This is a genomic window from Limnohabitans rimovensis (SeqCode) (assembly GCF_965234775.1).
Classification (GTDB): Bacteria; Pseudomonadota; Gammaproteobacteria; order Burkholderiales; family Burkholderiaceae_C; genus Limnohabitans; species Limnohabitans rimovensis.
The window spans coordinates 46,910-61,905 of sequence record NZ_OZ248571.1; the positions used below are offsets into that span (position 1 = coordinate 46,910).

Consider the following 14,996-nt stretch of genomic DNA (forward strand, 5'->3'; position numbering starts at 1 on the left):
TTCAAAATCATGAAACAAAATCAAAATCACATGGCTGAGCCAAGGCACAGTCCTCCGTCTTTCAACCCAACTCAATGGTTGATTGGCTGCGTTCTAATTTTTTTATTTATGGGTGCAGTGCACGCACAGTCCATCAGTGATAAGTCATTGGGCACTGTGGTCGTCACGGGAAAGACGGACTCTTTGACCCAAAACTCAATTGAGAGCGCCAAGGAAAGTGCCAGGGCCATTCCTGGTGGTGCCTCTATTGTTGATTTGAATCAAGTGCGAGAAGGTCGTCAGTCGACTTGGAGCGATAGCCTGGGCCTGGCCCCGGGCGTATTTATCCAAGATCGGTTTGGTTCAGAGGAGGCGAGGATTTCTATTCGTGGCTCAGCACTCAGTCGAACCTTTCACAGCTTTGGCACGAAAGTCATGCAGGACGGAGTACCCGTTAACTACGCGGATGGCTTCTTTGACATGCAAACTGTGGATCCGAATGCATCGAGTTATGTTGAGGTTTTGCGCGGCCCTAACGCAACAACGTATGGTGCGACAACATTGGGCGGTGCGATTAATTTCGCAGCACCAACCGGGTATAGCAATCCTGGTAGTTTGGTGAGGGTTGAAGGAGGAAGCTACGGATACAACAAGTTATTTGGCAGCGCTGCTGCGGTTTCAAAGCCAAACGCGACCAATGGAAACGTCTGGGATTACTACGTGGCGGGATCACAGACCAAGCAAAACGGCTTTCGAGATCACGCCAAAATGGAAAATCAAAAGCTTTTGAGCAACTTTGGCGTGAAAGTCAGCAAAGACATTGAATCGCGTTTTTATGTGGCCGCTGTCAACAGCAAATCTCAGCTTCCCGGATATTTGACAAAGGCGGAGTTGGACAGCAATCCAGCCATGGCGAACAGCTCGGTCAGCTCAGGGATCTATCCATTTCGTGAGGAAGCCAATCGCCGACGTGATGTTGAAGCTCAACGCATCGCCAACAAGACGACAGTGCGAGATGGCAACACCATCTACGAATTTGCCATTTACTCTATGAACTACAGCCTATGGCACCCGATTGATTCCATCATTGAGCAAAATGCGAAATCCATGGGCGGTCACATCAAGGCAACTCGCATTTATGACCAGCATCAAATCAGCGTCGCTTATCTACCCAGCATTGGTTCAACCAAAGGCACTTCAAAGCCCACAAATCATTTAGGCGTTGCCACGGGAGCGGCGACTTCAAATTACGACCAACAGTCTATAAATGACAATCTATACATTGAGGACAAATATAAGTCCTCTGACCGAACGACTTGGACGGCAGCCCTTCAGTACGACAGGGCATCACGAAAGGTTGTGGACGCTATTCTTTTAACCAATAACTACGATTACACATTCACTCAGTGGAGTCCGCGGGTAGGCGTGACCCATGAACTGACGCCATCCAATCAAGTGTTTGCCAGCATCAGTCGCAATTTCGAAGCGCCAATTTTTGGTCTTGCGGGAACAACAACTACGGCGAATATGGCGCAAACCGGCATCACATGGGAGGTCGGCACCCGTGGCGAAGCGCGCATAGATAAGCATCAGTACGATTGGGATATCACATACTACAGGGCTGGTTTGCAAAACGAATTTCTCTCCGTTTGCTCAAACGCGGCTTGTACGACCTCCTCAACGACCAACATTCCCTTGTCTTTGCATCAAGGCATTGAGTTTGGCTTGAGACATATTTATGACAAAAAATTGGATACCCGCTTGGCGCTTTTGTACAGTGACTTCAGATTCGTTAACAACGATACAGCTGGCAACAACGCACTGCCTGGCTTCCCACCTGTCATCGTTCGTGGTGAGGTTCTGTACCGATTTGGTGAGGAAATAGGTGGTAAGCCAGGTATGTATTTAGGGCCTAAGTTTGAGTGGGTGCCCAATCAAGCGCCAATGGATAACGCCAACACCGTTTACAACGACAGCTACACACTGTTAGGGTTCAAGGCAGGTCAAGCGATTGATAAAAAATGGTCGTGGTTTTTGGATGCACGTAATTTGGCAGATGTGAAATATGCTGCCACAACCAACATTGCAGCCAACTACACCACTGTTCCAGGAGATGGGCGCCGTTATTACCCAGGCGATGGCAGGTCTTTCTACGTGGGTCTTGAGGCTAAGTTTGATTAATTGATCGGCTTTCCATTGGCTGGATCTCAGTGCGTCCCCTTGGGGCTGCAGTGCGCGTCTGTCCAATGTCAAGGGCCAGAAAACTGACCATGTTTTTCCATCTAAACAAAGACAAGACACATTTGTGCGCCCAGCGCCGCAGCCTGATGTGGCGCATCCACTTTTGGGCCGCCTTGATCGCCAGCCCTTTTGCTGTGGCGGCGGCCATCACGGGCACTTTATATGTGTTCACCCCGCAAATCGAGTCGGCGCTGTATGTCCATTTGGACCAGGTGGAGGTGCTTGAAAAAGCCCGCCCCTTTGACGAGTTGGTTGACGCTGCGCGCAGCGCTGCACCGGATGGTTGGACACTGCATTCGGTGGTGCCCGCGCAAAGGGTCAACGAAAGTGCGCGCTTTGCCTGGATGGCACCCCGTGAGCATGCGGTCAAGCCCCACCCCGCACCTGCGGCAACCAGCCACAGTGGTCATGGCGAGCATGGCGCTGCCGAGCATGTGGCCAAGCCTGACAAGCCTGCCTTTTTGCGCCCCAGTTTTGGCCTGCCCAACAAATCTTTGGTGGTGTATGTCAACCCCTATAACGCGCAGGTGTTGGGCAGCTTGGAGCAGTCGCAGCGTTTCAGCGTTTGGGCGCGAAAACTCCATTCGAGTTGGTTACAAGGCGATGGATGGCGCTGGATCATTGAGCTGGCGGCCAGTTGGGTGATGGTGATGCTGGTTACGGGCGCTTATTTGTGGTGGCCCCAGCCCCATGCGACACCCGTGCGCGGCGCAGGTCGTGCCGCATGGCGGCGCTGGCATGCCTGGACTGGCGTGGGCTTGAGCGTGGTCACTGCTGCCATTTTGGCCACGGGTCTGACTTGGAGCAAAAACGCCGGCGAGCGGGTGCGTTGGCTGCGCGATGCGGCGGGGCAAGCGTCTCCGCGCATACCCGCCCACTTTCAGTCCAAACCTGTGGAGGGGCACGCTCCGATGAATTGGGAGCAAGCGGTACAAGCGATACGCCAACACGCCCCACAGGTGACTATGCAAATCATGCCGCCCCAAGGGCCCGCTGGCGTGTGGCGTGCCAACCATATTGAGCGGGGTCAGCCCATGGACCGCTTTGACCTGTTGGTGGACGCCTACAGCGGCGAGCGCTTGTTTTACAGCGGTTGGGATGCGCAAACCTTTTTTGGCAAAGCCACGGGGGTGGGCATTCCGTTTCATCGGGCCGAGCTGGGCTATTGGAACCAAGCTGTGCTGCTCATCTTTGGCTTGGGTTTGATCTTTTCGATGGTGTCCGGTTGGGTGATGTATTTCAAACGCCGCGCGATGGGGTCAGTGGGATTACCCGCTTTGTTGCCAGGCGCTTGGCGCAGCCCCTCGTGGGGTATGTGGTTGAGTGCCGCATTCATGTTGTGGGCGATGCCTTTGTTGACCATGACAGCGCCCATGGTCGCTTTGGTTGAAGTATTCAAGTCATGGCGTTCTAAGGCATTGGTCAAAGTAGGATGAATGAATGTGGACACCACATAAAATTCGATTCAACTCCTGCGTCAGCCAATTTGGTGATCTAAATGCTTTGCTCACGCCCGCTGCGAAAGGTAAATCCATTGGTTAAATGTGCGTTAGATCTTGGTGTTCCTGCTGGCGTTGTTGTCACATTCATTTTTTCTATAAGTCAGATTGCTTCGGCACATGAATTGGCACCCATCGAGGTCATCGGGCATTACGACAACGCCATTGGAACCAGCGATGCGGCCACGCAGGGTGTTGTGGGCGCTGAGTTGTTGAAAAATCGCCCCCTTTTGCGTCCAGCTGAGGTGCTTGAATACATTCCCGGCATGGTCGTTACCCAGCACTCTGGCGACGGTAAAGCCAATCAGTATTTTTTGCGTGGTGTGAATTTAGACCACGGGACAGACTTTTCTACAACGCTCAACGGTGTTCCTATCAACATGCCCACCCACGCACACGGGCATGGATACAGTGATTTAAACCTTCTGATTCCCGAGCTGGTCAGTCGCATTGATTACCGAAAAGGACCTTACTTTGCTTCTGAAGGAGATTTTTCATCAGCAGGCTCGGCCAGCATCACTTATCGAACCAAGTTTGATAAACCCTTCGCTTTTTTCACTGTTGGCGATCGAGGTTATTTGCGGGCAGTCGCTGGTGAGTCTCGCCATGTGGGTGAAGGTCTCACATTACTCAGCGCATTAGAACGCATGAATAACAATGGTCCCTGGACAGTTCCAGAAGGCATGCGCAAAACCAATGCGCAATTCATTCTCAGTTCGGGAAGCCCCAGGGAGGGATGGACGACCAGCCTTTCCGCATATTCAGCAAGTTGGAATTCCACTGATCAAATCCCTCAGCGATTGATTGACTCAGGCGTATTCATGGGCCGCCCATTTGGGCTATACGACTCATTGGATTCAACGGATGGTGCCAACACCAGCAGATACAGCTTGTCAGGGACTTGGCATTCGAACTCCGAAAATGAATTGACCAAGGTCGAGTGGTATGCCATTAAATATGATCTGAACCTCTTTTCCAATTTCACTTACAGCCTGGATCGGGCCAGCGATCAATTTGCTCAAACGGACAACAGAACTGTGTTGGGTGGCAAAGCCTACAAAACCTGGGTCAGTGAATTGGGCCCAAAGCGAATTGTTCAAAATACGCTGGGCGTTCAACTCAGGCAAGACAGCATTCGTGTGGGTTTGTTCGACGCCAATGCGGGGCAAATTTCGACCTCAGGCACAGTTCGCGATGATTCTGTCAAGCAAACCCAGGCCGGTCTATATGGATCGAGTGAAATCGGTTGGACTGGTTGGTTGCGTACCGTAGTGGGCGTGCGAGCCGATCAACTCCTTGCCAATGTAATCAGTCACACTTTGTCCGAAAACTCAGGATCGTCGAGTGACTTCAAGATCTCACCTAAATTTTCATTGATCTTGGGGCCTTGGCATAAAACGGAGTTTTTCTTCAACTCAGGCAGAGGCTTCCATAGCAATGACGCCCGAGGTACGACCGCTAAGACAGACCCGAAATCAGGACAGCCTATTGATCCCGTACCTGGCCTGGTGGGTTCGATGGGGCAGGAGATGGGTGTCAAGTCTCAAATCATCCCGGATCTTCAGACCACGCTGGCATATTGGCGTTTGAATTTTGATTCGGAATTGGTCTATGTCGGCGACGCAGGCACCACGCAACTAGGCCGACCCAGCCAGAGAACGGGCGTGGAGTGGAGTAATCATTGGACACCGAACAGCAAATTTCTCATGGATGTCAACCTGGCTTGGACCACGCCCAGGTACTCAGATGCCGATCCGGTTGGCAACTACATTCCTAACGCAGTTGAAGAGGTGGCAAATGTCTCGCTTGCCATGAGAAATATGGGGCCGTGGTCGGCCTCCTTGGGTATCAGGTACATAGGCGCAGCCGCCTTGATTGAAGATGCGTCTGTCAAATCCAAGTCCAGTCTCACATCCAATTTCAGGCTGAGCAGGAAAATGTCAGAAGACATTGATGTCACTTTGGATGTGCTGAACCTGACAGACCGAAAAAACAATGACATCAGCTACTACTATTCATCGCGTTTGCCTGGAGAACCATTGGCTGGTGTATCAGATGTTCATGTTCATCCCTCAGAGCCGCGTACATTGCGACTAACAACCAGGGTTCTATTTTGATGGATGCGGGCGATCTTTTTCAATGACTTTTTCTGCAAATTCACTGATGATGTAATGCCAGCTGTGCACCACCCCACATGGAACTCTTCGCAGCGCACTGCCGTATTGATCGGTGGTGTGGTGGTGCTGCACATGGCAGGTTTGTGGGCATTGCATTCGGGGTTGCTCAAGCGCGCGACCGAGTGGGTGATCCCCGTGGCCCTGGTGAGCGAAGTGCCGCCGCCACCGCCGCCACCTCAGATCAAGCCTCCACCGCCGCCGCCACCTGCGCTCCCGGTACGCCCCAGCCTGGCACCCACACCCTTGGCCTTGGCCCCGGAGCCTGTGCCGCAACCCACTCAGACACCCGCAGCCCCGCCCACCCTGGCGGCCACTGCGCCGGTGAATGCGCCGGTTTCGGCCACAGCCCCTGTGGCCCCTGCGCCCAGCGTGGTCGTGCCCGCCGCGCCTGCGGCGCCCACCAAAGTGGACCTGCCCACCACCGTGGCAGACTACCAAGCCAAATCGCCACCGGTATACCCCGCCATGAGCCGGCGCATGGGCGAGCAAGGGCGGGTGGTGATGCGGGTGCTCATTGGCGCAGACGGCGTGCCCCAGCAAGCTGAGGTGCAGCAATCCAGCGGCCATGGTCGATTGGATCGCGCCGCTGCCGATGCGGTGATGCGCTGGCGCTATGTGCCGGGCAAACGCGGTGGTGTGCCCGAGACCATGTGGTTTCAGGTGCCGATTGAATTTAAATTGGGAAACGAGTGACGCATGAACAATGAATTTGGTTTGGTCAACCTGTGGACCCAAGGCGACATGGTGACCCGCTTGGTGGCCTTGTTGCTGCTGGTCATGTCGATGTCTTCTTGGGTGGTGATTTTTCTCAAGGCCAGCCATTTGTGGCGGCACCAACGCCAAGCCCAGTTGGTGGACGCCTTTTGGCATTGCGATAGCTTGGCCGCAGGCGAGCAAGCCTTGGGCGAGGTTGCAGACAACCCGTTTCGACAACTCGCCCAACAAGCCCGCGAGGCGCTTGACCATGTGCAAAACCACGCTGCTCGCCCGGCTTTGGCGCAGCAACTCGATGTGAGCGACTGGGTCACCCGCTGCTTGCAACGGGCCATCGACGAGGCCACGGCGCACTTGCAGTCGGGCTTGGCGGTGCTGGCCTCGGTGGGGTCGACCGCGCCGTTTGTGGGCTTGTTTGGCACGGTCTGGGGCATTTACCACGCGCTGGTGCAAATTGGCGCGGCCGGTCAAGCCAGCATCGACCAAGTGGCCGGCCCCATTGGTGAGGCCTTGATCATGACCGCTTTGGGCCTGGCTGTGGCCATCCCTGCGGTGCTGGGCTACAACGCATTGGTGCGCGGCAACAAGCAAGTCATTGGGCGGCTCAATCGCTTTGCCCACGACTTGCATGCGCTGCAAATCACCGGCGCCCGCGTCCACGGTCAAGACCGTACCCACACACCCTGAGCCGGAGCGCGAACATGGCCTTTGGCACCCAAGACGACACCGACGAGGTGATGAACGAGATCAACATGACGCCCCTGGTGGACGTGATGTTGGTGCTGCTCATCATCTTCATCATCACCGTGCCGGTGATGAAGCACGCGGTCAATGTGCAATTGCCGCGTGCCACCAACCAAGCGCAAGACACGCCGCCGCAAACCATTCGGCTGAGTGTCGATGCGCAGGGCCGCTACTGGTGGAACGAAACCGCCATTGACGATGCAGCCCTGGTGACCTTGTTGCAATCCGAGGCCGCCAAACAACCCCAACCCAAGTTGCACATCCGTGGCGACCGAGATGTGCGCTACGAGCGCGTGGCCCAGGCCATGGCGGCCGCGCAACGCGCGGGCATTCAGGGCATTGGCTTCATCACCGAGCGCCAGCCCTGAACCTGCCTTGGGCTACCGTCGATTCCATTTTTTTTAAAGGAGTTTTCTCATGAAACGTTTGATATCTGTGGGTTTGATGCTGGGTGCATTTTGGGCACTGCCCACTTGGGCCCAGGTCAAGATCGAAGACCCATGGGCGCGCGCCACCGTGCCGGGACAAAAAGCCACCGGTGTATTCATGCAGCTCACCGCCACCCAAGGCAGCCAATTGGTGGGGGTGAGCAGCCCGGTGGCCGGTGTGGCCGAGGTGCACGAAATGAAGATGGACAACAACGTGATGAAGATGGCCGCTGTACCCGCCATCGACTTGCCTGCGGGCAAGCCCGTGGCATTGCAGCCCGGCGGCTACCACGTGATGTTGATGGACCTCAAAGGCCCCTTGGCCAAAGATACCAGCGTGACCATCACCTTGAAATTCAAGGACAGCAAAGGCGTGGTGTCGCAGCAAGAGGTCAAACTGCCGGTGAAAGAAATGACCCACGGCTTGGGCAAAGAGGGCGGTAAGGGTTCGGCGCACAAACACTGAAGAGCGAGTTCCCATTTGCCCCAGCTGTGCGCGGGGTTGATTCGGATAAGCTCGGGGCATAGGGCGGTCCATGGGGGACGGCCCGCCTGCAAGGATGTGCCGCATGAACCAAACCCCTGGTTTTGATTTCAGCCAATTTGTTCCGGGCTTTGATTTTTTAAAAAATCTGCAATCCCAAGGCGCTGCAGCGGGCATGGGCCCCAGTGCTTGGGTCGCGCCCACCTTGGACCCGCAAGAGTTGGAAAAGCGCATCCAAGAACTCAAGGCTGTGCAGTTTTGGCTGAACCAAAACACCCAAGCCATTGCGGCCACCATCCAGGCGCTGGAGGTGCAGCGCATGACGCTCAAAACCCTGCAAGACATGAACATGAGCATGGGCGACCTGGCCGAATCGCTCAAGGCCAAACCCAGTGCTTGGCCCACAGGGGCTTCTATGTTTGCCGCCAATGCCCCCAAAGCCGCTGAAGAAAAACCTGCGCCGTCACCCAAAAAAGCCACGGCGCCACGCGCCGCTGCCAAGGGCACCTCAGCCAGCAGCAAGCCCGCCGCTGGTGCCGCCATCGACCCTTCTCAATGGTGGGGCGCCTTGACCCAGCAGTTTCAAGACATCGCCCAAAAAACCATGAGCGACATGCAGCAACAGGCCAAAGCGGCGGGCATGGACATGGCGGGCAAAGCCGCGCCTGCCCATGCGGCCAAAGCCGCAGGCACCAAGCCCGCCAGCAAACGCCCAGCTGCCCGCAAACGAGCCACGACCAAACGCCCATGAAGTTGTTTCCCAGTGCCCACGCCACCCACCCGCAGTGGCCGATGGCAGCCGGCTTGGTGTTGGCCCAACTCAAAGCGCAATTGAGTTTGCCCACCCATGCAGCGCAGCCCACCCTGGGCTTGATTTACATCACCGACCACTATGCCGACCAAGCCCAAGACATCTTGGATTGGTTGAGCGCCGAATTGCCCACCGTCACCGATTGGGCGGGCACGGTGGGTGTGGGCATTGCAGGCAACAACGTCGAGTACTTTGACGAGCCCGCCTTGACGGTGATGCTGTGCGAGTTGCCGCACAACCAGTACCGGGTGTTCAGTGGCGTGGCCCCCTTGGGCCAGCACATGGGTTTTGAGCCCCACACCGCCTTGGTGCACGCGGATGGCCAAACCCCCGATGTGGGCGATTTGATTGCCGAGCTGGCCCAACGCACCCACGGCGATTACGTGTTTGGGGGCCTGGCCAGCAGCCGCCATGCTGCGGTGCAGTTTGCCGTCAGCTCGGGCGGCCACGTGCGCGGTCAAGGTGCGGCGGGCGGTGTTTACAGCGGTGGTTTGAGTGGCGTGGCCTTTGGCCCAGAGGTGGCCTTGATGTCGCGGGTCACCCAAGGCTGTGTGCCCGTCTCTGACCAGCACACCATCACCGAATGCGAGGGCCATTTGGTGTTGGCTTTGGATGGTGAGCCGGCGCTGGATGTGTTGATGCGCGATTTGAAAATTTCTTTGGACCAACCCCAGCCCGCGTTGGCCCGAGTCCGCGCCACTTTGGTGGGCTTGTCGTCAGCCAACGACCAGCCCATTCGGCCCCGACAAGAGTTTGGCGCTGAGGTCCTGGTGCGCCACATCGTGGGGTTAGACCCGGCGCGTAAAGCCGTGGCGGTGGCCGAGATGGTCACGCCCGGTATGGGCCTGAGTTTTTGCGAACGAAATGTCAACGCCGCGCGGGCCGACTTGATGCGCATTGGCTCTGAAATCCGCGAAGCCTTGGAAGCGACCGCTTTGATGGACGACGACACCATGCCATGGACAGCAGAGGACAGTGCAACACCCGGGCCCGGTTCCAAGCGCATCGTGGGGGCCATCTATGTCAGCTGTGCTGGCCGAGGTGGGCCGCACTTTGGCGGTCCCAGTGCGGAAATGCACATCGTGCGCCGTGCATTGGGCGATGTGCCCCTGGTCGGGTTTTTTGCCGGTGGCGAAATCGCCCACCGGCACCTGCATGGCTACACCGGTGTGTTGACGGTGTTCACCAGCCCATGAGCGCGCCATTGACCACCAACCAACCCCTGAGTGGTTTGCGGGTGGTTGAATTCACCCACATGGTGATGGGACCCACCTGCGGCATGGTGCTGGCCGATTTGGGGGCAGAGGTGATCAAGGTCGAGCCGATCGATGGCGACCGCACCCGCCATTTGCTGGGTTCAGGCGCGGGATTTTTCCCCATGTTCAATCGCAACAAAAAAAGCATCCGCATCAACCTGCATCAGCCCGAGGGGGCAGCGGTGGCGCGGCGCCTGTGTGAAAGCGCCGATGTGGTGGCCGAAAACTTCAAGCCCGGCACCTTGGCCAAATATGGCTTGGACCATGCCAGCCTGAACCAGGACAACCCGCGCTTGATTTACGCCAGCCTGAAAGGCTTTCTGCCTGGCCCATATGAGCACCGCACCGCGCTCGATGAGGTGGTGCAAATGATGGGCGGCTTGGCCTACATGACTGGGCGACCCGGCGACCCTTTGCGGGCCGGTACCAGTGTCAACGACATCATGGGCGGCATGTTTGGTGCCATTGGTGTGATGGGTGCGTTGATCCAGCGCGGCATCACCGGGCGTGGCCAAGAGGTGCAATCGGCCTTGTTTGAAAACAATGTGTTTTTGGTGGGGCAGCACATGCTGCAGTACGCCATCACCGGTCAAGCGGCGTCGCCCATGCCGGACCGCATTTCCGCTTGGGCGGTGTACGACGTGTTCACCGTCAAAGATGGCGAGCAAATCTTTTTGGCTGCGGTGAGTGATGCGCAGTGGAAGGTGTTTTGCGAGCGCCTGGGCTTTGCCGACTTGTTCGCTCGGCCCGAATACGCCACCAACAACGACCGGGTGCGTTTGCGCGCGCAACTGCTGCCGGAGTTGCGCAGGCGTTTGGCGGTGTGGAGCGCCAAAGATTTGTCCCAGTTGTTTGAAAGCGCTGGCTTGCCCTATGCGCCGATTGCCAAGCCAGAGGATTTGTTTGACGACCCGCATTTACAAGCCACCGGTGGCTTGGCTGATGTTCGCTTGACCGATGGCCCCCGGGCCGGGCAAATGGCGCGCGCCGCTTTGCTGCCTTTGACCCTGGATGGTCAACGCCTGGGTGTGCGCCAACACCCGCCCCAGCCAGGTGAGCACACCGACGAGGTGTTGGCCGCTTTGGGCTTGTCTTCCGCCGAAGTGGCGGCACTCAAAGCCCAAGGCGCGGTGGCCTGATCACTGGGTGGGCTTGATGCCGTTCTTGCCCACTTGCACCCGCACCGCCGTGAAGCCTTGCGCCTCATTGCGGCGCGAGGCTACATAAACGGCCTCGCCCACCACCAAGTCACTTCGCACACCCGGCACGGCCCGTGACATGGGCGTGCCAGGCGGCACCACCACTTTGACCGTGCCGGTTTTGTAGTTCAGCAGCAGTTCGTGTGCGTTGGCGCTGGCCACAGCCGCCTCGAGCACCGCATTGGTCATGGTGGACTGGGGTTGCAAATCGTAAGCCGACAAGCCTTGCGGTGCGGTGGCTGGGATGGGTCGCACATCGATGGCCACCGTGGTGCCATCGGCGCGTTGCAGCGTGGTCACCCCCAGCACCATGCCCGGCTTGACGTCTGCCAGTGTGAAAGCTGCGGTGGCTGAAATTGGCAAACTTTCCGGCACGTCGACCACCACGACAGAGCCGTCGCGCAAACTCACGCCCAAGGCCTTGCCATCAAAAGAGGCAATGGTGCCGCGCCAGTTGATGTTTTGTGCCACAGCAGGGGCGGCAAGGTTGCACAAGATCAGCGCGCAAAAGAGAGTGCGAAGGGAGTTCATGGGGTGCTTCTTTCCAGAGTGAGGCTCAGTGTAGATCGTCACCCTTTTGCGCGGGCCGATTGGCTCAAAAGCCGGTCAAAAGGGAAAGTGCCAGGCAGACTGTGCAGAAGCCCAGACAAATCCATGGCCTTTGAGCCAAATGACCAAATCAGGATTGCCTTGGCCGTGCCCTTGTTCGACATGGATCCACAAAAAGCCATTGGGCTGGCCGCGCAAGTCTTCAATCCGTGCATGGGAGAACTTGCGAATGGTCTCCACCAAATGTCGGTAGCTCAATTTGGCAGAGACATCATTGCCCGCTGTCGCCTCGGGCTTCACCGTGGGTGCGGGAGTGGGTGCCGTGGGGCGCGGCTCGGGTGAGGCAGGGACGCCACCCAGCACCTGCACCAACAAGTCAACCGCTTGGGGGCAAAAAAGCGTTCCGCGATTTTTGCTGATGCTGCGCATGGCCATGGCATGGCTGGCTGGTTTGCCGTCGTAATCGCCCGACATGAGTTCTTCATACACCTCGACCACGGCCAAATACCTGGCGCCCACGGGGATGGCTTCGCCCGACAAGCGATCGGGGTAGCCACTGCCGTCAAAATTTTCATGGTGCGCGCGAATCATGTGCGACACTGCGTCCATGCCCTCTAAGCCTTTGAGGCAGGTGGCGCCCATGGCTGCATGGGATTCGAACAACACAAAATCGCTTTGCGGCAGATTGTCGATGAAGGTGTTCAACACCCGGTCGCTCAGGCCGATCTTGCCCAAGTCGTGCAGCAAACCGGCAATGAAAATATCTTGCGCCATGGCATCGTCAAGGCCCGCCCGCTTGGCCATTTTCATGGCGGTGCTGGCCACGCGCGTGGAGTGCTCGAGCAGTTTTGGGTTGCGCAAACCCAGCAGCCCAGAAAAGGCCTTGATCGACGCCATATACGCTTGGCGCAGAGAAGCGGTGCGCGCCTGAACCTTTTCTTCCAAGGTCTCGACCATTTCTTCCAGGGCTTTGTTTTGGTCTTGCGTGAGTGCAAACAAACGGTCGCGCTCTTTGGCCAGGCTGGCAAATGCCACCGCCCCTTTCACCACGCCCAACAGCTCTTCGTCATTCCAGGGCTTGGCGATGTAGCGGTAAATCTCACCTTCATTGATGGCGGCCACGGCATTGGCCAAGTCGGCCGTGCCGGTCAGCAAAATGCGCATGGTGTGGGGCCATTGCTGACGCACTTGTTGCAGCAACTGCGCCCCATTCATCTCCGGCATTTGCATGTCAGAGATGATCACATCAAAGCGCTCGTCCGCCAGGGCTTGCAGGGCTGCGGCCCCGCTGTCGGCAACGCTGATGGTGCAGCCTTCGAGTGTGAACATGCGCCGCAGGGCCGACAACACATTGGGCTCGTCGTCGACGCACAAAATTTTCACGGCCGAAGGGTCCCAAGGCACTGACACAGCTGCTTCTTCGGTGTGTGGGGGGGTGCTGTCGTTCATGCGCTCACTCCAGAAGGGTTGGTCAATGCTTGCGGCTGGCGCAGGGGCAATTCGATTTTGAAAGTGGTCCCCACCCCAGGGGTGCTGTGGACCAGGATTTGGCCACCATGGCGTTTCACAATCCCCAATGAGACCGATAGGCCCAAGCCGGTGCCGGTGCCCACATCTTTGGTGGTGAAGAACGGGTCAAAAATGCGCGCAATGGTGGCTGCATCCATGCCAACGCCATTGTCTTCAAACTCAAACCAAACCGTGTCTTGTGCCACGCCGCAGCGGATGTTGATTTTGCCTTTGTGGTCCTTGGGCATGGCCTGGGCCGCGTTGACCACCATGTTCAAAAAAACCTGGTTGATTTGCGAGGGCACGCACTCCACATCGGGAAGTGGCGACAGTTGCAAGTCCAATTCGGCACGGGGCTTGACCTCGCCCGCCACGATGTTCAGGGTGGAGCGAAGCCCTTGCTGCAAATCGGCCAAGGTGAAGTTTTGCGCAGCATTCGAGCGCGAAAAATCCTTCAAGTCTTGGATGATGTTTTTAACCCGGGTGATGCCTTCTTGGGTCTCGCGCAGCAGGTCTTGAACATCTTGTCGAATGGCCTGGTGATTGGGTGTTTTGACGGGTGCCTGCTTGGCCGCCGTGGACGTTTGGCCTGCGGCGGGCTGCGCTTGGGTTTGGGCTTGCAACTGGTCGATCGTTTTGTCGTAAATGGCGATGTATTTGTTCAGCGTGTTCAAGTTGGACGAGACATAGCCAATCGGGTTGTTGATCTCATGCGCCACGCCCGCTGCCAGTTGGCCCAGTGAAGCCAGTTTTTCGGATTGGTGCAGCCGGGTCGACACGTCGTCCAATTGGTCGGCAATCACACTTTCACGTTTGACCAAGGAGAAATAAGCGCGCCACAAAAAAAGCCCCAGGATCACTGCGCCCGAAAGCAACGATGCGATGGACAACCAAAGCGTTTGCTGGCGCAAGCTGGTCAGCTCATCTTGGTCCAAGGCCACCAAAGTGGTGAGCTTCACCCAACCCAGGCCGGTGCCGACATCGATCTTGGTCCAGGTGGTGATGTGCACTTCATCCACCGTTTGCACCACAGGTTGGCCCAGAATTTGGGGCGACAAAACCTCGGCGGGCAAGTTGAAAACGAGTTTGGGTTTGCCGTTCTCCCGCTGCAAACCCGAGAGCACCTTGCCCTCCAGGTTGATGAGCGCGGCCTGCACCACCTCTGGGTTGGCCATGGTTTGCAGCATGCGCGACTCAATCGCCGCGTAGTCCTTGAGCACCACCAAATCCGCAATGGCCGCCACCAAGCCATTGGCCAAACTGGCGGCCGATGAAAACTTGGTGTCGCGCACCAGTTGGGTAGATTGCTGGTAGGTGATCCAACCGGTGGCGATTTGCAGCAAGGCCAGCGCCAACGCGATCAGCAGCGCGGGCCTGGCGTCTTTCCAATTTTGGCGATCCAGCAT

13 protein-coding genes are annotated in these 14,996 nt (G+C 57.1%); 10 read left to right on the top strand and 3 right to left on the bottom strand.

What is annotated here, in order from left to right; genetic code table 11:
• The first annotated feature begins 9 nt into the window (after positions 1-9).
• The 10 genes from AC8GFZ_RS16070 to AC8GFZ_RS16115 all read left to right on the top strand — a co-directional run bounded on the left by AC8GFZ_RS16070 (position 10) and on the right by AC8GFZ_RS16115 (position 11,472).
• Positions 10-2,160, top strand: coding sequence for a TonB-dependent receptor family protein (locus AC8GFZ_RS16070; RefSeq protein ID WP_506645935.1), 2,151 nt, complete (start codon positions 10-12; stop codon positions 2,158-2,160).
• An 89-nt stretch (positions 2,161-2,249) separates the two neighbouring features.
• Entirely contained in the window at positions 2,250-3,656 is a 1,407-nt protein-coding gene (locus AC8GFZ_RS16075; RefSeq protein ID WP_506645936.1) for a PepSY-associated TM helix domain-containing protein, read from the top strand.
• 62 nt (positions 3,657-3,718) lie between these two features.
• Positions 3,719-5,836, top strand: coding sequence for a TonB-dependent receptor (locus tag AC8GFZ_RS16080; protein ID WP_506645937.1), 2,118 nt, complete (start codon positions 3,719-3,721; stop codon positions 5,834-5,836).
• Between the two features lie 54 nt (positions 5,837-5,890).
• Positions 5,891-6,589 (top strand): energy transducer TonB, encoded by a 699-nt coding sequence (locus AC8GFZ_RS16085; RefSeq protein WP_506645938.1) that lies wholly within the window; start codon positions 5,891-5,893, stop codon positions 6,587-6,589.
• A gap of 3 nt (positions 6,590-6,592) precedes the next feature.
• On the top strand, positions 6,593-7,297 hold the full coding sequence (locus tag AC8GFZ_RS16090) for a MotA/TolQ/ExbB proton channel family protein (RefSeq protein ID WP_506645939.1): 705 nt from the start codon (positions 6,593-6,595) through the stop codon (positions 7,295-7,297).
• 14 nt (positions 7,298-7,311) lie between these two features.
• Positions 7,312-7,722 (top strand): ExbD/TolR family protein, encoded by a 411-nt coding sequence (locus AC8GFZ_RS16095; RefSeq protein ID WP_506645940.1) that lies wholly within the window; start codon positions 7,312-7,314, stop codon positions 7,720-7,722.
• Between the two features lie 49 nt (positions 7,723-7,771).
• On the top strand, positions 7,772-8,248 hold the full coding sequence (locus AC8GFZ_RS16100; protein WP_506645941.1) for a copper chaperone PCu(A)C: 477 nt from the start codon (positions 7,772-7,774) through the stop codon (positions 8,246-8,248).
• Between the two features lie 103 nt (positions 8,249-8,351).
• Entirely contained in the window at positions 8,352-9,017 is a 666-nt protein-coding gene (locus AC8GFZ_RS16105) for a PhaM family polyhydroxyalkanoate granule multifunctional regulatory protein (protein ID WP_506645942.1), read from the top strand.
• Entirely contained in the window at positions 9,014-10,273 is a 1,260-nt protein-coding gene (locus AC8GFZ_RS16110) for an FIST signal transduction protein (RefSeq protein WP_506645943.1), read from the top strand. The genes AC8GFZ_RS16105 and AC8GFZ_RS16110 overlap by 4 nt, the downstream gene beginning before the upstream one ends.
• Entirely contained in the window at positions 10,270-11,472 is a 1,203-nt protein-coding gene (locus AC8GFZ_RS16115) for a CaiB/BaiF CoA transferase family protein (RefSeq protein ID WP_506645944.1), read from the top strand. Before AC8GFZ_RS16110 ends, AC8GFZ_RS16115 begins: the two co-directional genes overlap by 4 nt.
• Here the strand turns inward: AC8GFZ_RS16115 and AC8GFZ_RS16120 are convergent, their stop codons facing one another.
• From AC8GFZ_RS16120 to AC8GFZ_RS16130, 3 genes are all read right to left on the bottom strand, one after another.
• Entirely contained in the window at positions 11,473-12,063 is a 591-nt protein-coding gene (locus AC8GFZ_RS16120) for a hypothetical protein (protein WP_506645945.1), read from the bottom strand. It lies immediately after the preceding gene.
• Positions 12,064-12,138: 75 nt separating this feature from the next.
• Positions 12,139-13,530, bottom strand: coding sequence for a response regulator c-di-GMP phosphodiesterase, NosR family (nosR, locus tag AC8GFZ_RS16125; protein ID WP_506645946.1), 1,392 nt, complete (start codon positions 13,528-13,530; stop codon positions 12,139-12,141).
• Positions 13,527-14,996 (bottom strand): sensor histidine kinase, encoded by a 1,470-nt coding sequence (locus tag AC8GFZ_RS16130; RefSeq protein WP_506645947.1) that lies wholly within the window; start codon positions 14,994-14,996, stop codon positions 13,527-13,529. The genes nosR and AC8GFZ_RS16130 overlap by 4 nt, the downstream gene beginning before the upstream one ends.